Source organism: Variovorax sp. P1_H2, assembly GCF_056405295.1.
This window is the reverse complement of the sequence record NZ_JBFUCJ010000100.1, coordinates 1-18,413: the sequence shown is the minus strand read 5'-3', so window position 1 is coordinate 18,413 and position 18,413 is coordinate 1. Positions and strand designations below refer to the sequence as shown.

The window sequence follows — 18,413 nt, the reverse complement described above, 5'->3', positions numbered from 1 at the left end:
CAAGGAGACTTCATGAAACTCAATCGACGCGCCGGCCTGGTGGCCTGCCTGGCACTCGGCGCCGCCTTCGGCGCCGCTGCCGAGGCCCACTACCCGACCAAGCCGATCCGCGTGATCGTGCCCTTCGCGGCCGGCAGCACCACCGACATCATCGCCCGCGCCATCGCCGACAAGATGAGCGCCAGCATGGGCCAGACGCTGGTGATCGACAACCGCGGCGGCGCCAGCGGCACCATCGGCCAGCAGGCCGTGGCCACGGCTGCGCCCGACGGCTACACGATCATGATCCACTCGTCGTCGCACACGGTGAGCCCGTCGACCTTCGCCAAGCTGCCCTTCGACACGGTCAACGACTTCGCCGGCATCACGCCGATCTCGACCTTGCCGAACGCGCTCGTGATCTCGCCGTCCAAGAACATCAAGACACTGAAGGAACTGGTCGCCGCCGCCAAGGCCAAGCCGGGCAGCATCAACTTCGCCTCGGCCGGGCAAGGCAGCGCGACCCACCTGAACGCCGAGAAGTTCAAGCTGGCCGCCAAGATAACTGCCACCAACATCCCGTTCAAGGGCTCGGCCGACGCCGTGACCGAGGTGCTGTCGGGCCGGGTCGACTATTACTTCTCGCCGATCGCACCGGTGATCGGCCAGATCCGCGAAGGCCACCTGCTGGCGCTGGCCGTCGGCTCGCCGAAGCGCGCGGCCGCGCTGCCCGAGGTGCCAACCACTGCAGAGGCCGGCGTGCCCGGCTCGGAGTTCAACTTCTGGATCGGGATGATGGCGCCGGCCAAGACGCCGCGCGATGTCGTCAACCGGCTGCACGACGAGGTCGCGAAGGCGCTCGCCAGCCCCGAAGTCAAGGAACGCTTCCTGAAGCTCGGCGCCGATGCCTGGACGCTCAAGCCCGAGCAGTTCGACGCCTACATCAAGGACGAGATCGCAAGCAACGCAAGCCTGGTCAAGGCCGCCGGCCTGTCGCCAGCCCCTTAAGCCACTTTCAGCGGAGAACCACCCCATGGCACAACAACGACTCGGAATCATCATGCACGGCGTCACCGGACGCATGGGCATGAACCAGCACCTGATCCGCTCGATCGTCGCGATCCGCGCGCAGGGCGGCGTGACGCTCTCGAACGGCGACACCGTGATGCCCGACCCGATCCTGATCGGCCGCAACGCCGAGAAGATCGAAGCGCTTGCCAAGGCGCACGGCATCGCGCGCTGGGGGACCGACCTCGACCGCGCGCTCGAGAACACGGACGACACGATCTTCTTCGATGCCGGCACCACGCAGATGCGCCCGACGCTGCTGGCCAAGGCGATCCGCGCCGGCAAGCACGTGTACTGCGAGAAGCCGATCGCGACCAATCTCAACGAGGCGGTCGAGATCGCCCGGCTGGCCGAAGAGGCCGAAAAGACCAAGGGCCTGAAGCACGGCGCGGTGCAGGACAAGCTGTTCCTGCCCGGCCTGCGCAAGCTCGACATGCTGCGCCGCGCCGGCTTCTTCGGCCGCATGCTGTCGGTCCGCCTGGAGTTCGGCTACTGGGTGTTCGAGGGCGACCTGCAGCCGATCCAGCGGCCCTCGTGGAACTACCGCAAGGAAGACGGCGGCGGCATGATCCTCGACATGATGTGCCACTGGCGCTACGTGCTGGACAACCTGTTCGGCGAGGTGCAGTCGGTGTCGTGCATCGGCGCGACGCACATCCCCAAGCGCTGGGACGAAGCCGGCAAGCCCTACGAGGCCACGGCCGACGACGCGGCCTACGCCACCTGCGAGCTCAAGGGCCACAACGGCGAGCCGGTGATCGCGCAGATCAACATGAGCTGGGTCACGCGCGTGCGGCGCGACGACCTCGTGACCTTCCATGTCGACGGCACCGACGGCTCGGCCGTGGCCGGCCTGTCGTCGTGCCGCGCGCAGTCGCGCGTCGCCACGCCGCGCCCGGTCTGGAACCCGGACGAGAAGCAGACCATGAACTTCTTCGACCAGTGGCAGGAGATCCCCGACTCGCAGGTCTACGACAACGGCTTCAAGATCCAGTGGGAGCACTTCATCCGCCACGTGGTCGAGAACGCGCCCTACAAGTGGACGCTGCCCGAAGGCGCCAAGGGCGTGCAGCTGGTCGAGACCGCGCTCGAGAGCTGGAAGGACCGGCGCTGGGTCGACGTGCCGGCGCTGAAGATCTGAGGTGGATCCGATGGCCCTCTCGCTCACCCTCCCCGTCGCCGGCGGCTCGCTCGCGCCGTACACGCTGCGCGGCAACACGCCCGCCAGGCCGCCCGCGGGCGTCAAGTTCAATCGCATCGCCTACTCGGCGGCGCACGTGGTGGCCGACCCGCTGGCCGCGGTCGATCCGTGGCTGCAATGTGCGGTCGACTGGGACGCCACCATCGCCTTGCGCCGCCACCTGTGGTCGCTCGGACTCGGCGTGGCCGAAGCCATGGACACCGCGCAGCGCGGCATGGGCCTCGACTGGCCGACCTCGCTGGAGCTGATCCGCCGCTCGCTCGACGCGGCGAAGGACGTGCCGGGGGCGCGGGTCGCGTCCGGCTGCGGCACCGACCATCTAGCCCTCGATGCGGTGAAGCGCGTCGACGACGTGATCCGCGGCTACGAAGAGCAGATGGCGGCGATCGAGGCGCTCGGCGGCAAGCTGATCGTGATGGCCAGCCGCGCGCTGGCCCGGGTCGCGAAGAGCCCGGCCGACTACGAGCGCGTGTACGACCGCATCCTGAGCCAGGCGAAGCAGCCGGTGGTGCTGCACTGGCTCGGCGACATGTTCGACCCGGCGCTGGCGGGCTACTGGGGCACGGCCGAGGTCGACCGTGCGATGGACACCGCGCTCGGCATCATCGCGGCCCATCCGGACAAGGTCGACGGCATCAAGATCTCGCTGCTCGACAAGGACAAGGAGATCGCGATGCGCCGGCGGCTGCCGCCGGGCGTGCGCATGTACACCGGCGACGACTTCAACTACGCCGAACTGATCGCGGGCGACGGCCACGGCAGCGAGAAGACGCATGGCCAGAGCGATGCGCTGCTCGGCATCTTCGACGCCATCGCGCCGGCGGCCAGTGCCGCACTCGGCGAACTCGCGCAGGGCCATGTCGAGAAGTTCCACGCGATCCTCGGCCCCACGGTGCCGCTGTCGCGCCACATCTTCGCGGCACCGACACGCTTCTACAAGACCGGCGTGGTCTTCATGGCCTGGCTCAACGGCCACCAGAGCCACTTCACGATGGTCGGCGGCCAGCAGAGCACGCGCTCGCTGCAGCACTTCGCCGAGCTGTTCCGGCTGGCCGATGCGGCCGATCTGCTGGAGCAGCCCGAACTGGCGCTGCGGCGCATGAGAACGCTGCTGGCGCTGCACGGCGTCGACGCCTGATCCGATTCCACCAAGGAGACAAGCCATGAAGACTCCGTTGTTCGCCAAGTTCTTGCTGACGCTGATCCTGGCCTTCACCGCGGCGGGTGCGATGGCGCAGTCCTGGCCCGCCAGGCCGGTGCGCGTCATCATCCCGTTCCCGCCCGGCGGCACGCTGGACACCGTGGGCCGGGCGCTGGCGCAGAAGTTGAGCGAGCAGTTGGGCCAGACCTTCGTCGTCGACAACAAGCCGGGAGGCAACGGCACCATCGGCGCCGACGTGGTGTCCAAGGCGCCGGCCGACGGCTACACGCTGCTGTTCAACGCATCGACCTTCGTCACGGCGCCGATGACGATGAAGTCGACGCCCTACAACGTGGTCAACGACTTCACTCCGGTGGCGCTGGTCGCCAAGGCGCCGCTGTCGGTCGCGATCAACAAGGACCTGCCGATCACCGACGTCAAGTCGCTGCTGGCGTATGCAAAGGCCAATCCCGGCAAAATGACCTTCGCGGTCGGATCGATCGGCTCGGCCGGCCACCTGTCGACCGAACTGCTGAAACGCGCCGGCCAGATCAACTACCTGATCGTGCCGTACAAGGGCACGGCGCCGGCCTTCCAGGACCTGATCGGCGGACAGATCGACGGCTTCATCGACCCGATCCTCGGCTCGGTGCAGTACCACAAGAGCGGCATGCTGCGTGTGATCGCGGTCACCTCCAACACGCGCGCGCCCAATCTGCCGGACGTACCGACGGTGGGCGAGACGATCCCGGGCTACGAGTTCTACAGCTGGTACGGGCTGTGGGGCCCCGCGAAGCTGCCGGCCGAGATCACGCAGCGCCTGAATGCCGAGGTCAACAAGGCGCTGGGAACCGACATGCGTGACAAGCTGGTGCAGCAAGGACTGCTTCTGACGCCGGGTTCGGCCGAGGAATTCGCCAAGTTCCAGCGCGAGGACATGGCGCGCTCGCAGAAGATCATCACCGACGGCAACATCCGTCTCGAATGACCGAAATGGAACAGCGCGCCATCGTCACCGGGACCAGTTCGGGCATCGGGCAGGCCATTGCTCGCCGTCTGCTGGCCGACGGCTGGCAGGTCGTCGGCTTCGATCTGGCACCGGCGCAGATCGTGCACGCAAGCTTCACGCCGGTGGCGGTGGACCTGTGCGACGGCGCGGCCACCGAGGCGGCAACGCGGGCCACCGGCGTCGCCGAGGCGCTGGTCCATGCGGCCGGCGTGTTGCGCGTCGGCCCGCTGGGCGCACTGGCGGCGGCAGACGGCAGCCTCATGTGGCGATTGCATGTCGACGCACTGACCCGCATCGCCGACGTCGCCGTGCCCGCCATGGTGCGGGCGGGCCGCGGCCGCGTGGTGATGGTGGGCAGCCGGGTGTCGCGAGGCATGCCCGGGCGCAGCCAGTACGCGGCGAGCAAGGCCGCGCTGGTCGCCTTGGCGCGCAGTTGGGCGGCCGAAGTGGTTGCCAGCGGCGTCACGGTCAACGTGGTGTCGCCGGCGGCGACCGCCACCGCCATGCTCGATGATCCGGCGCGACGGTCGGCTGCACCCCGGTTGCCGCCGCTGGGCCGCCTGATCGAGCCGCGCGAGATCGCTGCGCTGGTGGCCTATCTGCTGTCGCCCGACGCCGCCGCCATCACCGGCCAGGACATCCAGATCTGCGGAGGCGCGTCGCTGTGACGCGGGAAACGCGTGCCCACTCGTGACGCTGTCGAACCCGTGGGCCCGATCGGGCTGGTCGGACTCGGGCTGGTCGGCAGTGCGCTGGCCGGCCGCCTCGTTGCAGGCGGCTTCGATGTCGTCGGCTACGACCTGCGCGAAGAAGCGCGCGCTGCGTTGCGTTCGTCGGGCATGCGCACCGCGGCCTCGCCGCGCGAGATCGGCAGCGCCTGCGCGACGGTCGTGCTGGCCGTGTTCGACACCCGAGGCGTGCTTGATGCGACCGAGGGCCCGCAGGGCCTGTTGGCGGGTGGCGCGGTGCGGGTGCTGGTGGACTGCTCGACGGGCGACCCCGAGGCGCTGGAGTCGCTGGCGATGCGCCTCGAGGCGCAAGGCGTCGACCTGATCGAAGCGCCATTGTCAGGCTCCAGCAGCCAGATCGCGGCGGGGGAAGCGACGATGCTGCTCGGCGGCGGGGCGGACGCCGTGCGCGCCAGCGAAGCCGTGCTCGCGGCGCTCTCGTCGCATCGCATCCGGGTCGGAGGCGCCGGCATGGGAGCGCGAGCCAAGCTCGCGACCAACCTGGTGTTGGGCCTCAACCGCGCCGCGCTGGCCGAAGGCATGGTGCTGGCCGAGAGCATGGGCATCGCGCCGGCACAGTTCCTGGAACTGGTGCTCGCGACGCCCGCGCGCTCCGACGCTGCGCTGGCCAAGGGCGCCATGATGGTGGCCGGCGACTTCGCGCCGCAGTCGCGCATCCGCCAGCACCTGAAGGACGTCGAGTTGATGCTCGACAGCAGTCGGGCCACGGGCCAGCGGCTGCCACTCTCGGAAACCCACGCCGCGCTGATGCGCGCCGCTGTCGCCGCCGGCGATGGCGATCTCGACAACGCCGCCATCCTGCGCCAGTTTCGGCGCGAGCGGCACAAAGACTGAGGCTGTAGCGAAATGCGCGATTTCTCGAAGGATCATCACTGGCTGTCCATCAACACCGCGACCGTGCGAAAGCAGCGCGGCGCCGAGGTGCCGCTGGACCGCATCATCGACCAGTGCGCCGAACGCGGCATCCGCGCGATCAGCCCGTGGCGCGACCAGGTCTCCGCGGTCGGGATCGACAAGGTCGCGAAGCAGCTGAAGTCGCATGGCATCGGGCTTTCGGGCTACTGCCGCGGCGGCTTCTTCCCCGCGCCCGACGCCGCCGGCCTCAGGGCCGCGCTGGACGACAACCGCCGCGCCATCGACGAGGCCAGGGCCCTCGGCGCGCCCTGCCTGGTGCTGGTGGTCGGCGCGCTGCCCGGTGCGCTCGAGGGCAAGGTCGCCTACAAGGACATCGGCCGCGCACGCGGCGAGGTGCGCGACGGCATCGCGGCATCGCTGGCCTACGCGCGCGAGGTCGGCATGCCGCTCGCGATCGAGCCGCTGCACCCGATGCAGGCCGCCGACCGCGCCTGCATCAACACGCTGGAGCATGCACTCGACCTGTGCGACGAACTGGACGCCGGGCGCTCCGGCATGCTGGGCGTGGCGCTGGACATCTACCACGTGTGGTGGGACCCGAAGCTCGAGCAGCAGATCGCGCGCGCAGGCAAGGAGCGGCTGCTGGCCTTCCACGTCTGCGACTGGCTCGCGCCGACACGCGACCTCCTGTCGGATCGCGGAATGATGGGCGACGGCGTGGTCGAACTGCGGAAGATCCGAGGCTGGGTCGAGGCGGCGGGCTTCGCGGGCTTCAGCGAGGTCGAGATCTTCTCGACGCTGGACTGGTGGCAGCGCTCCGGCGAGGAGACGCTGGCGACCTGCATCGAGCGGCACCGCAGCGTGGTCTGACCTTTCGGCCTGCTCCGGCGCGAAGCGCTTGGCACGTTCCCTGCGTCATCCGATTGCGGCTTGATGCCGTCCTCTCCCTGCTGTGCCAGGCAGAATCCGCCAGCTGCCGAAGCCCGATTCAACTCCACTTCCCTGCCAATCCCATGAGCGCGTTTCCCGAAGACATCTACACCGAACCCTCCAATCTGGATGGCCAGACCCTCGCCAACCTCGGCCCCTTGCGCAGGATGGCGGGCCTGTGGCGCGGCGAGAAGGGCGTGGACGTCAAGCCGAAGGCGCAGGGACCGAAGACGCAGGTCTATGTGGAGCACTATGAACTGCAGCCGATCGATCCCCAGACCAACGGCCCGCAAGTGCTCTATGGCCTGCGCTATCACACCACCATTCACAAGCCTGGGCTGACCAAGATGTATCACGACCAGGTCGGCTACTGGTTGTGGGAGCCCGCCACCCGCACCGTCATGCTCACGCTGGCGATTCCTCGCGGCCAGGTCGCGATGGCGAGCGGCCGCGTCGATGCCGATGCAGACCAGTTCGAACTGGTCGCCACGCACGGCAGCCTCGTGAACGGCATCGTCTCCAATCCCTTCCTCGAGCATGCATTCACCACGCTGGAGTGGCGTATCAAGGTCGGCTTCCATGCCGACGGCAGCTGGTCGTACGACCAGGACACGGTCATGCAGATCCAAGGGCTGGCCGAACCCTTTCATCACACCGACCGCAACACGCTCACGAAGATCGGCGAGCCGTCGCCGAATCCGCTGGCAGCGCAGGATTGAGGGCCTCGGCAGCACGACCCGGACCGGGCATCCGCCCCTCGCCGCCATTCCCAGAGCGGGTCGATTCCGGCATGATGGCCGGCCCTGCATCATGCGATGGAAGACTGAACAATGAACGATTCGTCAGCAATCAGCGTCGGCCAGCTGTCCATTCGCTACCTGGTGGACGGGTCGCAGACTGGCAGTGTCGGCCTGTTCGAACTCACCGTGCCGCCCGGCTCGAACGTACCGCCTCCGCATAGCCATACGAACAACGACGAATGCGTCTACGTGCTGGAAGGAACGCTKCGATATTCCGTCGACGCCGATACCCGTGACCTCGCCGCCGGTGAGGCCATGTTCAGTCCCAAGGGCAGTGTCCACCAGTTCTCGAACCCCTTCGCAGCGACAGCCCAGGCTCTCGTCGTGCAATCGCCGGACATTGGCGCCCAGTACTTTCGCGATGTCGCTGAAGTGGTCAGCGCCGGCGGGCCGCCGGACAAGGCGGCGTTGGTCGCCGTCATGACCCGCTACGGACTGGTCCCGGCGGCGCCAGCCCCGACCTAGCGCCTCGCACGCCGGATGTCCAAGGCGACCGATGCGCTCGACACGAGAGCTCGGACGCCTCGGATCCGGATTACTTCGGCGCTTTGGTGGTGCGCAGGTACGGCAGCTTGATGTCGATGCTGCCGTACTTCTCACGGGCCTGATCGTCATTGAGGGCGAGTGCGACGATGACGTCCTCGCCTACGGTCCAGTTGGCGGGAGTCGCCAGCGGAACATTGAAGGTCAGTTGCAAGGCATCCAAGGCGCGAAGCACCTCTGCAAAGTTGCGACCGACCGACATCGGGTAGGTCATGGAAAGCTTGAGCCTCTTGTCCGGACCGATGATGAACACCGAACGCACGGTGGCCGTGTCCGCGGCGGTACGGCCATCGGGCAGGTAGGCCTCGGCAGGCAGCATGTCGAAGGCCTTGGACACGGTCAGGCCTTCGTCAGCAATGATGGGGAAGCCCAACTTGGTGCCCGCGAAGCCTTCGATGTCGCCCTTCCACTTCTTGTGCGCGTCGACGCCGTCGACAGATACGCCGATCACCTTGGTGCCGCGCTTGGCCCACTCGTCAGCCAGTTGTGCGACCACGCCGAATTCGGTGGTGCACACCGGCGTGAAGTCTTTGGGGTGCGAAAAGAGGATCGCCCAGCCTGAACCGATCCAATCGTGGAAGGTGATGGACCCCTGGTCGGTATCGGCCGAAAAGTCGGGAACGAGGTCGTTGATGCGCAATGCCATGGCTATGTCCTCCAAGTTGTCGAGCGTCTGCAAGTTTGCCAGACTATTGCGGCGAAGCGAATAGGCCGAGGACCGGGAGCAGGCTCTTCGGCGGCACGCCCGCTCTCCATCGCCGGCCGCGTGGCGCTCCGCTCGCCAGGACAGGATTTGAAGGTACCCCAACATTCACCGCCTGCAGATGCCCAGCACCAGTTCCTGCTCCGTGCAGGCGCGCGTTGGCGGCGGCGCAGAGGCAGGAGACGCTGCGCCGAGGGCCGTCCGACGGGCGATGCAGGCGCGTATGCGCTTTTCCATCGGCGCGTAGTAGCGCCACCCCTGGCTCAGGGCCGGCAGCTCCAGGCGAACCTGCTTCCACTTGGGGTGGCCGTTGGCCTGGAGCTTGTCGAAATTGGTGCAAAGGGACTCGGCGAAGCGGGTCAGATTTCCGACCGTCGACTGCAATCCGTAGTCGTAGGTGACGAGGTAGGCCTTCACGGTCAGGGTGGGCACGTCGGCCTTGAGCCATGTCGAATAGCTGGCAGCACGTATGGCCCCGGGAAAGTAGGTCTTCTTCGCGCGCACCGTCTCCGGCGCCGCATCGTCGAGCTTCAGGATCTTGATGTAGTTGCGGGCCTCGGCCTTCATGTCCGAGAACAGCTTGGCCGGTTGTCCGGCGACGATGATGGCGACGTCGATCGACTTGTCGACCGTGAGCCTGGCCAGCGCCTCCTCGTTGCTCAGGTACTGCGTGTTGTCGGGCGGCAGCGGCTCCCCGAACATCAGCTGGTAGAGCGTTCTCGAGGTGAGTGCGGTGCCGCTGCCGAGCGGCCCGACGCCGATCTTCTTGTTCCGGATCTCGTGGATGCTGTTCAGCGGCGAGTCCGCCCGGACGATGAAGTAGATCTCCTCGTCATAGAGCGGCATGATGAGCCGCAGCGGACGAATGATGTTGCCGGCATCGGCGTTGCCCGCCTTCGCCTCGTCCAGGAATGCCTGGTAGACATCGGACTGCACCAGGGCCAGCTTGACGCCGGGCTCGAAGCGCATGCGCTGGACGTTCTCCGCCGAGCCCTTCGACTCGAGCACTTCGAGATCGATGTCGGCGGGCTCGGCGACCATGGTGGCAAGGTCTCGGCCAATCTGAATGTAGGTACCGGTTTTCGATGCGGTGACGATCTTGTACTCCGCCCGGGGTGCCGCTGCCGCGTACCCGAGGAAGACCATCCACAACAGCGCGGTCAACAAGGATCTGATTGGCATGCTGGCTCCATCGAAGGTTGCTTTTACCGCCAGGTGATGCCTGGCTCATTCGTGCGGCTCGCTGTCCTGTTCGCACCCTCTACTTCTTCTGGCACAAAGCCAGCGCCGCAAGCGCCTGGCCACACTCCTTGTCCTCCGCTCCCCCCTGGCTGGCGGCCGGTGCAGCGCCGGCGCCCACCGGCGCCTCCCGCGGCAAGGAGGCAGCGGCAGGGGCAGGAGGAACCGTGCTCTCGTTCAGTCGAAGCGCCGTGGAGGCCTTCAGCACGGCCTCCGGAAGCTGTCCTCGCTTCGCGGCCAGTTCTTGCACGCGCCGATCGAAAGCCTCCTTCAGCGCCTGAACGCCCGGGTCGTCCGCATGCTCGGCGTCCAAGGCCGCGAGCATCGGCTCGGCGGCACCCAGGTCGCCACGGTTCAAGGCGGCCTGCACGCGCTCGATGTCGGCCCTGAACGCTGGCAGCCCGCCGGCCTCGTTCCGATCGCCGAAATGCCCGAGTCCCATGAGAACGAGCGCAATCAAGACCAGCACGCCCGCGATGCCGATCACCACGCGCCGCGGGGTTGCAAAACGGGCCGCTCCCTGCGCGGTATCGCCGCCAACCAGAACCTCCATATGCCCGAAGGCGCCAGGTCGGACAAGGCCGATCCCGGGGTCGGCCTCCTCGAGGGTCGCACCCGTCGGGCCGGGGATGTGGATGACTTCCTCCGCATCCGGCTGCGCGGTGTCCGAAAAGTCGATGAGCACGGGGGCCGGCGCTTGCGCTGCGACAGAGAGGCCCCGCCCGCGCTGGACCGGCGGTCGTGCATCGTCGGTGTCGACCGGGGCGAACTGGTCCTCGAAGCAGAATGGGCAAAAGCGGTTCCCCTTCTGCAGCATCGCGGCGCATCGCCTGCAGGGAACTGAGAACGATGGGTCCAGATCGGCCAGGTTCGCCATGTTTCGACACAAGGTTCATGCTCGCGGCGGTCGAGCCATTTGTCCATTTTGAATCTACTTTCGCGCCCGACCAAGAGGGTCGCGTCGGCGGCCGCCGTCGCCATTTGTGCGCCTTGTCCTACGCACCCCCGGGGCAGGCAGGGGATCAACCATACGCCGCGGCGGCCCGGTGGTCGAGGCCGCCCACGGTCAGGCCGGCCACGCTGCAGGCTCCCCGAAGCTGTGCTGCAATTCGCCGCATGCCTGCCGAAACCAGCCTCGACGACTTGCGCCGCTACGCGGTGGCGCGCACCCTCTTCCGGCCCACGACGCTGCCAGGCGCGATCCGGCGGCTGGGTTTCGTGCAAGCCGATCCGATCCGCGCCCCGGCGCGCGCGCAGGACCTGACCCTGCGCCATCGCGTCAAGGACTACCGTGCCGGCGATCTCGAGAACCGCTACACGCGGCTCGCGGTCGAGGAAGACTGCCTCGTCAACTACGGCTTCCTGCCGCGCGAGCACCTGGCGCTGATGCATCCGCGCCAGGCCGCGCCCGCCTGGGATGCCGAGACCCGGCGCAAGGCGGCCGAGCTGCTGGCCTTCGTGCGCGAGCGCGGGCCGGTGCATCCGCGCGAGGTCGAGCAGCATTTCGCGCACGGCCGCACGAAGAACCACTGGGGCGGCTCGAGCAACGCCAGCACGCACCTGCTCGACGGCATGCATTACCGCGGCCTGCTGCGCGTCAAGCGGCGCGACGGCGGCACCCGCATCTACGAGGCGGTGACGCATCCGCCCGCTGACGACAGCCCGGCCGGCCGCGCCCGGCGCGCCGCCGCGCTGGTCGACCTGGTGGTGCGCCAGTACGCGCCCCTGCCGGCCGCCAGCCTGACCTATCTGGTGCGATTGCTCGGCTACGGCGCCCCGCATCTGTCGGCGCAGACCCAGGCCGCCCTCCGGATGGCGCGCGAACAGCTCGCCAGTTGCCGCATCGACGGCGGCACCTGGTATTGGCCGGCCGACGAGAACCCGCGTTCGCGCCGCCATGCGCCCGACGATGCGCTGCGCCTGCTGGCGCCCTTCGACCCGGTGGTCTGGGACCGCCGCCGCTTCGAGCTGCTGTGGGGCTGGTCGTACAAGTTCGAGGCCTACACGCCGCCGCCGAAGCGAAGACTCGGCTACTACGCGTTGCCGATGCTGTGGCACGAGCAAGTGATCGGCTGGGCCAACGTGTCGGCCCGCGAAGGACGATTGCAGCCCGCGTTCGGCTACGCCGCCGGCGCCGCGCCGAAGGGGCCCGCCTTTCGTGCCGCACTCGACGACGAGCTGCAGCGCATGGCGCAATTCCTCGCGGCCCGCTGACGCGCCGCCGCGCCGCCCCCCGCCGCCTGGGGCCTTGGCTCGTGGGCGACAGCAGGGAGCGGCCGACTTGCCTAGAATCCGCTCTGTTTCGGCGCAAGCCGGAGCCAAGCGTTCTCAGGGCGGGGTGAAATTCCCCACCGGCGGTGATGGCGGCGAAAGCCGCACGAGCCCGCGAGCGCCTGCGGCGACACCTTGTGTTCGCCGCAGGGTCAGCAGACCCGGTGCGATCCCGGGGCCGACGGTCACAGTCCGGATGAAAGAGAGCGCGACCCCGCTGCGGGGCTGGTGCGTTCGCGCCGGCCCCCGCGCCGGGTTCGTGCGCCCTGATTCAGGAAATCCTTGCAAAGGCAAACCATGAGTCAGATCAACGACCTTCCCCTTTCCGCCATTCCCGCTGCCGGCGCACCGCGCGGCCAGCGCATCGCCTTCGTGCAGGCACAGTGGCATTCGGACATCGTCCACCAGGCACGCGACGCCTTCCTGGCCGAAATGAAGCGCCTGGGCGTGCCGGTCGACACCATCGACGTGTTCGACGTGCCCGGCGCCTTCGAGATCCCGCTGCACGCCAAGCGCCTCGCGACCTCGGGCCGCTATGCCGCGATCGTCGGCTGCGCGCTGGTGGTCGACGGCGGCATCTACCGCCACGACTTCGTTGCCAGCACGGTCGTCAATTCGCTGATGACGGTGCAGCTCGAGACCGGCGTGCCGGTGCTGTCGGCGGTGCTCACGCCGCACCACTTCCACGAGCACGTGGAGCATCGCAAGTACTTCCACCGGCACTTCGCGGTCAAGGGCACCGAAGCGGCCGAGGCCTGCGTGAAGACCATCGAGGGCCTGCGCCGCGTCGATGCGTTGATCGCCTCTTGAGCGGCGAGCCCCTGCGGTATCCAGCGACGGCGGCGCAGGTCCGAGCCTCAGACCGAGGCCGGCACCAGGGCTTCTCGCCGCACGCGCCGGACGTTGAAAGCGCTGGCGATCAGCACGCCCTGCACCACCGCCAGCCCGACGATCACGCTGGCGTACTGGCCATGGTCCATCAGGCGGCCGAAGATCAGCGGCGCCACGGCCTGGCCGATGTCGAGCCCGGCATAGACCACGCCGTAGACCCGGCCGGTCGCGTTGGCCGGTGTCGAGCGCTTGACCAGCAGGTCGCGCGACGGCCCGGCGATGCCCGAAGCGAATCCCATGGCGCCGAACATCACGGGCACCAGCACCGGCGCCAAGTCGGCCAGGGCCAGCACCAGCGCAATGGCCGCCGCCACGCCGAAGCCGGCGCCGACGATGCGCTCGCAGCGGGCCGGGTCGGAGGCCAGGAAGCCGCCCGCCACCATGCCAGCGGCGCTGGCGACCATGTAGATCGTCAGGCACATCGCGATCAGCGCGACCGGCACGTCGTGCAGGCGACCGGCCGCGGACGGCGCGAAGGTCTGCACCACGCTCAACGCCATCGCATAGAAAAAGAAGAAGCCGAAGCACATCCAGACCGCGGGAATCCCGAGGAAGGCGAACTCGCCGCCGACGGCTGGCGCGCCGGCCGCGTGCTGCACCGGCTTGACGTCGAGGGACAGCACGCTGCGGTTGAGCCACAGGACCAGCAGCACCAGCACCGCCACCCCGCCGCCGGTCGCCAGCGCCACGCGCCAGCCGAAAGCCATCGCCAACGGCACCATCAGGGCCGGCGCCAGCGCCCATCCCAGGCTGCCCGTGATGCCGTGAACGCTGTAGGCGTGGCCCAGCCGCGTCGGCGCCACCTTGCGGTTGAACAGCGTGTAGTCGACCGGATGGAACACGCCGTTGCCGACGCCGGCCATCACCGCCGCACCGAGCAGCATCCAGTAGCTCTGCGCCAGCGCATAGCCGAAGCCCGCCAGGCCCAGCAGGGCCAGCCCGACGAACAGCACGGGCCGCGGGCCGAGCTTGTCGACGATGAAGCCTGAAGCCGCCTGCACCAGGCACGAGACCACGAAGAACGCGGTCAGCACGGCACCGAGCTCGGTGTAGCTGACGTTGAACGCCTCCTTCAGCCACGGGAACAGCGGCGCCAGCAGCAGCTGGCTGAAATGGCTGACGGCATGCGCCAGGCCGACGAGGCCGATCAGCTTGACGTCGGAACGCACGGTCGGCGCGGCACTGGAAAGGGAGGCGGAAGACATGGATTGCTACAAGAAACTGGCTCGGGGGTCGATCCTAAGCGGGCCGGGAGCGGCAGAATGGCGATACAGAGACAAGATTTGTCGAATTTATGCCGCCTATCGATGCACCGACTGCCCCCGCCAACAGCGTCGGCCCGCTCACGCCGCACCTCTACGCGCCCGACGCCCTGCGTCCGCTGCGGGCCAAGGAACATTTCCTCAGCGCCGACACGCGGGTCGAGCTGCACCGCCATCCCTGGCCGCAGCTGACCTTCTCGACCCGCGGCGTGATCCGCCTGACCACCGAGGACGGCAGCTACATCGTGCCGCCCTCGCGCGCCCTCTGGGTGCCGGCCGACATGCCGCACAGCACCTCCGTGATCGAGGATGCCGAGTTGCGCACCGTGTACTTGCACAGCTGGCTCGGCCCGGCCTGGGAGCGCTGCGAGGTGCTCGAGATCAGCCCCTTGCTGCGCGCGCTGATGCTGGCGCTGGACACCACGCCCGACGGCCTGCCGCCGGTCGATCCGCACGCGGCGCAACGCGAGCGCTGGATCGCACCGCTGCTGGTCGACGAACTCGAGCGCGCCACCCAGATCCGCATCGACGTGCCGCTGCCCGCCGACAAGCGCTTGCGCCAGTTGTGCGAGGCGCTGCTGCGCAATCCGGCGAACCGGGCCACGCTGGCCGAGCGGGCGCGGCAGATCGGCGCCAGCGAGCGCACCGTGGCGCGCCTGTTCCGCGACCAGCTCGGCATGAGCTGGCAGGCGTGGCGCCAGCAGGCCGTGCTGGCGCACGCGCTGCCGCTGCTGGCGCGCGGTATGGCGGTGAGCCTGGTGGCCTCGGCCAGCGGCTATGCGACCGACAGCGCTTTCTGCGCGATGTTCAAGGCCGCGACCGGACAGTCGCCGACCGCCTTTCAGCACCGCAAGCGCGCTTGATTCGCGGTTTCATCCGAGCCAGCGCAGCAGCTTCATCATCCGCCTGAATTTCTCGCCGTAGGGCGGATAGAGCATCGCGCCACCGGACCAGCGCGACTGCACCAGCACCGCCTTCTGCTGCGTGAAGCGCAGGAAACCCGCCTCGCCGTGATACGAGCCCCAGCCGCTTTCGCCGACGCCACCGAAGGGCAGGTTGTCGTGCGCGATATGCATCAGCGTGTCGTTGACGCTCACGCCGCCGCTCACGGTGCGGGCCAGCACGCGGTCGCGCGCGGCCGTGTCGGTGCCGAACCAGTAGAGGGCGAGCGGCCGCGGTCGGGCATTGATGTAGCGGATCGCCTCGTCGCTGTCGTCGCAGGGCAGCACCGGCAGGATCGGGCCGAAGATCTCCTCCTGCAGCAGCCGCAGGCCGGGGTCCGGGCCGATCACCAGCGCCGGCGCCAGTTGCCGCGCACCGGGGTCGGCGGCCCCGCCGGCCTGCTCGACGCGGGCACCGCTCACCCTCGCCTCCTGCAGCAGCGCATGCAGCCGCTCCAGGTGCCCCTGGCCCAGGATCGAGGCGTAGTCGGGATTGCCTTCGATGCGCGGGAACAGGCGTGCCACCGCGCGCTGCCAGGCCGCCGCGAAGGCATCCTCGCGGCCGCGCGGCAGCAGCACGTAATCCGGCGCGATGCAGGTCTGGCCGGCATTCAGCAGCTTGCCGTGCGCGATGCGCAGCGCCGCCTGGTCGAGGTCGGCCGAGGCGTCCACGATGCAGGGCGACTTGCCGCCCAGCTCGAGCGTGGTGGGTGTCAGGTTGGCCGCCGCGGCCTGGGCCACCTTGCGGCCGACCGCAGTCGATCCGGTGAAGAACAGGTGGTCGAAAGGCAGCGCCGCGAACTGCGATGCGACGCCGGCATCGCCCTGCACCACCGCGAACTCGTCGGGGGCGAAGGCCTCAGCCACCCCCTCGGCCAGCAGCGCCGAGGTGCGCGGCGTCAGCTCGCTGGGCTTGAGCAGCACGCGATTGCCCGCCGCCAGCGCGGTGGCCGCGGGCCCGAGCGAGAGCTGCAGCGGGTAGTTCCAGGGCGAGATCACACCGACCACGCCGAGGGGCTGGCGCTGGATGAAGGCACGGGCCGGCTTCAGCTGCATCGGCGTGTGCACGCGCACCGGCCGGCTCCAGGCTTCGAGGCGGCGCGACAACTGCCCCAGCAGGTTGCGCAGCACCAGCAGGTCGGCCACCTCGGTGAGCGCCGCGGAGCGCACGCCGAAGTCGGCCTCGACCGCCGCCGCGATCGCCTCGCCACGCCGGTCGAGCAGGCGCTGCACCCGCCGCACGCGGTCGCGGCGCAGGGCAATGCGCACCTCGGGGTCATCGCGGCTGGCCCGGTGCTGGGCATCGAAGAGGGATTGCAGTTCGGTCATGGGGCGAATCTACCTTGGCGCTTTCGTATCATCGGCGGGTGCATTCCCCCACTTCCCGCGGGCCRCGCCCATGGCCCTGACCCGCGACCAGCTCGAGCGCTGGCTTCCCTTCCTGGCCTGGCCGCGTCCCGACCGGGCACTGCTCGTCAACGAGGCCGCAGCCGGCGTCACCGTGGCGCTGATGGTCATTCCGCAGGGCGTGGCCTATGCGGCGCTGGCGGGCATGCCGCTGGTGACCGGGGTCTACGCCGCGCTGCTGCCGGCGCTGATCGCGCTGCTTTTCAGCTCTTCCGCCCGGCTCTCGGTCGGCCCCACGGCCCTGACCAGCCTGCTGGTCGGTGCCTCGCTGGCTCCGCTGGCGATTCCGGGCAGCCGCGAATGGGTGGCCTATGCGGTCTGGCTCACGCTGCTGTCGGGCCTGATGCAGGTGGTGCTGGGCGCGGCCCGCTTCGGCTGGCTGCTGCGGATGGTCAATTCGCCGGTGCTGATGGGTTTCACGCAGGGCGCGGCGGTGCTGATCACGCTCTCGCAATTGCCGGCCCTGCTGGGCTACACCGGCCGCTCGCTCACGCAGCTGATGCACGGCCCGCTGCCCGACCTGGTCGCGATCGCCTTCGGGCTCGGCGGCATGGCGGCGCTGTGGACCGGCAAGCGGCTCGCGCCGCGTTTTCCGACCACCATGGCGCTGGTCGCGGCCGCCGCGGCGATCAGCGCCGCGGTCGGCTATGCGCTGAATGGCGGCGCGGTGATCGGCAGGCTGCCCTCGGGCCTGCCGCACTTCTACTGGCCCGGTGGCCTGTCGGTCAACGAACTCGGCAACCTGCTGCTGCCGGCCTTCCTGATCACGCTGGTGAGCTTTCTCGAGACCGCATCCAGCGCCAAGGTGGACAACGCCCGCGCCGGCAAGCTCTGGAACGAGAACCAGGACCTGATCGGCCAGGGCCTGGGCAAGATCGCATCGGGCCTGACCGGCTCGTTTCCCACCAGCTCGTCGTTCTCGCGCTCGGCAATCACGCTCTATGCCGGCGCCAAGACGCAGTGGGCGACGCTGTTCAGCGTCGCCGTGGTGGCGGCTGCGCTGCTGTGGGCGATGCCGCTGCTGTACCACGTGCCGCAGGCGGTGCTGTCCGCGATCGTGGCCACCGCCACCATCGGCCTGCTGCGGCCTTCGGCCTTCGTCGCGCTGTGGCGCATCTCGCGCATCGAGGCGGCGATCGCGCTCGCCACCTTCGCGCTGACCATCGCCACCGCACCGTCGATCTACTGGGGCGTGCTGGGCGGCCTGCTGGCGGCGCTGGCGCACTACATGTACCGGCACCTGCATCCGCGCATCATCGAGGTCGGCCTGCACCCGGACGGCAGCCTGCGCGACCGCCACCTGTGGCACCTGCAGCCTCTGGCGCCCGACCTCTACGCGCTGCGCATGGACGCCGAACTCGACTTCGCCTCGGCCAGCACGCTGGAGCGCGCGATCACCGTCGCGCTGGCCCAGCGGCCCGGGC

General features: G+C 68.9%; 18 protein-coding genes and 1 riboswitch. Of the genes, 13 read left to right on the top strand and 5 right to left on the bottom strand.

Translation table 11 applies throughout. The annotated features are described in order from the left end of the window. Positions 1-12: 12 nt before the first annotated feature. The 9 genes from AC1D2E_RS26795 (at position 13) to AC1D2E_RS26755 (ending at position 8,197) form a co-directional block, all read left to right on the top strand. Complete coding sequence (locus AC1D2E_RS26795) at positions 13-987, top strand: tripartite tricarboxylate transporter substrate binding protein (RefSeq protein ID WP_478200210.1); 975 nt, start codon at positions 13-15, stop codon at positions 985-987. A 25-nt stretch (positions 988-1,012) separates the two neighbouring features. Next, positions 1,013-2,188, top strand: a complete 1,176-nt coding sequence (locus AC1D2E_RS26790; protein WP_478200209.1) for a Gfo/Idh/MocA family protein — start codon at positions 1,013-1,015, stop codon at positions 2,186-2,188. 10 nt (positions 2,189-2,198) lie between these two features. Continuing rightward, the gene (locus AC1D2E_RS26785; RefSeq protein WP_478200208.1) at positions 2,199-3,386 is read left to right on the top strand and encodes a dihydrodipicolinate synthase family protein; all 1,188 of its coding nucleotides are present in this window, start codon (positions 2,199-2,201) and stop codon (positions 3,384-3,386) included. Positions 3,387-3,411: 25 nt separating this feature from the next. Next, complete coding sequence (locus tag AC1D2E_RS26780; RefSeq protein WP_478200207.1) at positions 3,412-4,377, top strand: Bug family tripartite tricarboxylate transporter substrate binding protein; 966 nt, start codon at positions 3,412-3,414, stop codon at positions 4,375-4,377. Continuing rightward, positions 4,374-5,066 carry an SDR family NAD(P)-dependent oxidoreductase gene (locus AC1D2E_RS26775; RefSeq protein ID WP_478200206.1) on the top strand — a complete coding sequence of 231 codons (693 nt, stop codon included), beginning with the start codon at positions 4,374-4,376 and terminating at the stop codon, positions 5,064-5,066. The genes AC1D2E_RS26780 and AC1D2E_RS26775 overlap by 4 nt, the downstream gene beginning before the upstream one ends. Before the next feature lie 12 nt (positions 5,067-5,078). Continuing rightward, positions 5,079-5,981: an NAD(P)-dependent oxidoreductase gene (locus AC1D2E_RS26770; protein ID WP_478200205.1), complete on the top strand. Its 903-nt coding sequence runs from the start codon at positions 5,079-5,081 to the stop codon at positions 5,979-5,981. Between the two features lie 12 nt (positions 5,982-5,993). Continuing rightward, positions 5,994-6,872: a sugar phosphate isomerase/epimerase family protein gene (locus AC1D2E_RS26765; protein WP_478200204.1), complete on the top strand. Its 879-nt coding sequence runs from the start codon at positions 5,994-5,996 to the stop codon at positions 6,870-6,872. A gap of 143 nt (positions 6,873-7,015) precedes the next feature. Beyond that, on the top strand, positions 7,016-7,651 hold the full coding sequence (locus tag AC1D2E_RS26760) for an FABP family protein (protein ID WP_478200203.1): 636 nt from the start codon (positions 7,016-7,018) through the stop codon (positions 7,649-7,651). Between the two features lie 111 nt (positions 7,652-7,762). Continuing rightward, a complete protein-coding gene (locus AC1D2E_RS26755; RefSeq protein WP_478200202.1) occupies positions 7,763-8,197 on the top strand; it encodes a cupin domain-containing protein in 435 nt (144 codons plus the stop codon). Between the two features lie 70 nt (positions 8,198-8,267). On the opposite strand, the gene AC1D2E_RS26750 is transcribed toward AC1D2E_RS26755, so the two are convergent. The 3 genes from AC1D2E_RS26750 to AC1D2E_RS26740 all read right to left on the bottom strand — a co-directional run bounded on the left by AC1D2E_RS26750 (position 8,268) and on the right by AC1D2E_RS26740 (position 11,034). After that, positions 8,268-8,921 carry a peroxiredoxin gene (locus AC1D2E_RS26750; RefSeq protein WP_478200201.1) on the bottom strand — a complete coding sequence of 218 codons (654 nt, stop codon included), beginning with the start codon at positions 8,919-8,921 and terminating at the stop codon, positions 8,268-8,270. Between the two features lie 165 nt (positions 8,922-9,086). Then, complete coding sequence (locus AC1D2E_RS26745; RefSeq protein WP_478200200.1) at positions 9,087-10,160, bottom strand: TAXI family TRAP transporter solute-binding subunit; 1,074 nt, start codon at positions 10,158-10,160, stop codon at positions 9,087-9,089. A 79-nt stretch (positions 10,161-10,239) separates the two neighbouring features. Continuing rightward, the gene (locus tag AC1D2E_RS26740) at positions 10,240-11,034 is read right to left on the bottom strand and encodes a hypothetical protein (protein WP_478200199.1); all 795 of its coding nucleotides are present in this window, start codon (positions 11,032-11,034) and stop codon (positions 10,240-10,242) included. 299 nt (positions 11,035-11,333) lie between these two features. Here AC1D2E_RS26740 and AC1D2E_RS26735 point away from each other — a divergent pair, with 299 nt between their 5' ends. Next, positions 11,334-12,431: a DNA glycosylase AlkZ-like family protein gene (locus AC1D2E_RS26735; RefSeq protein ID WP_478200198.1), complete on the top strand. Its 1,098-nt coding sequence runs from the start codon at positions 11,334-11,336 to the stop codon at positions 12,429-12,431. A gap of 106 nt (positions 12,432-12,537) precedes the next feature. Further along, positions 12,538-12,700: riboswitch (FMN riboswitch) on the top strand. An 85-nt stretch (positions 12,701-12,785) separates the two neighbouring features. Next, positions 12,786-13,298 (top strand): 6,7-dimethyl-8-ribityllumazine synthase, encoded by a 513-nt coding sequence (locus AC1D2E_RS26730; RefSeq protein ID WP_478200197.1) that lies wholly within the window; start codon positions 12,786-12,788, stop codon positions 13,296-13,298. Positions 13,299-13,345: 47 nt separating this feature from the next. Here AC1D2E_RS26730 and AC1D2E_RS26725 read toward each other — a convergent pair whose 3' ends face one another. Beyond that, a complete protein-coding gene (locus AC1D2E_RS26725) occupies positions 13,346-14,584 on the bottom strand; it encodes an MFS transporter (RefSeq protein WP_478200196.1) in 1,239 nt (412 codons plus the stop codon). 89 nt (positions 14,585-14,673) lie between these two features. On the opposite strand from AC1D2E_RS26725, the gene AC1D2E_RS26720 reads away from it, so the two are divergent. Next, entirely contained in the window at positions 14,674-15,504 is an 831-nt protein-coding gene (locus tag AC1D2E_RS26720; RefSeq protein ID WP_478171877.1) for an AraC family transcriptional regulator, read from the top strand. Between the two features lie 9 nt (positions 15,505-15,513). Here AC1D2E_RS26720 and AC1D2E_RS26715 read toward each other — a convergent pair whose 3' ends face one another. Further along, complete coding sequence (locus tag AC1D2E_RS26715; protein WP_478200195.1) at positions 15,514-16,911, bottom strand: coniferyl aldehyde dehydrogenase; 1,398 nt, start codon at positions 16,909-16,911, stop codon at positions 15,514-15,516. Positions 16,912-16,981: 70 nt separating this feature from the next. Between AC1D2E_RS26715 and AC1D2E_RS26710 the strand changes: the two genes are divergently transcribed. Further along, positions 16,982-18,413, top strand: a 1,432-nt coding sequence (locus tag AC1D2E_RS26710) for a SulP family inorganic anion transporter (protein WP_478200194.1), incomplete at its 3' end; no start/stop codon positions are given.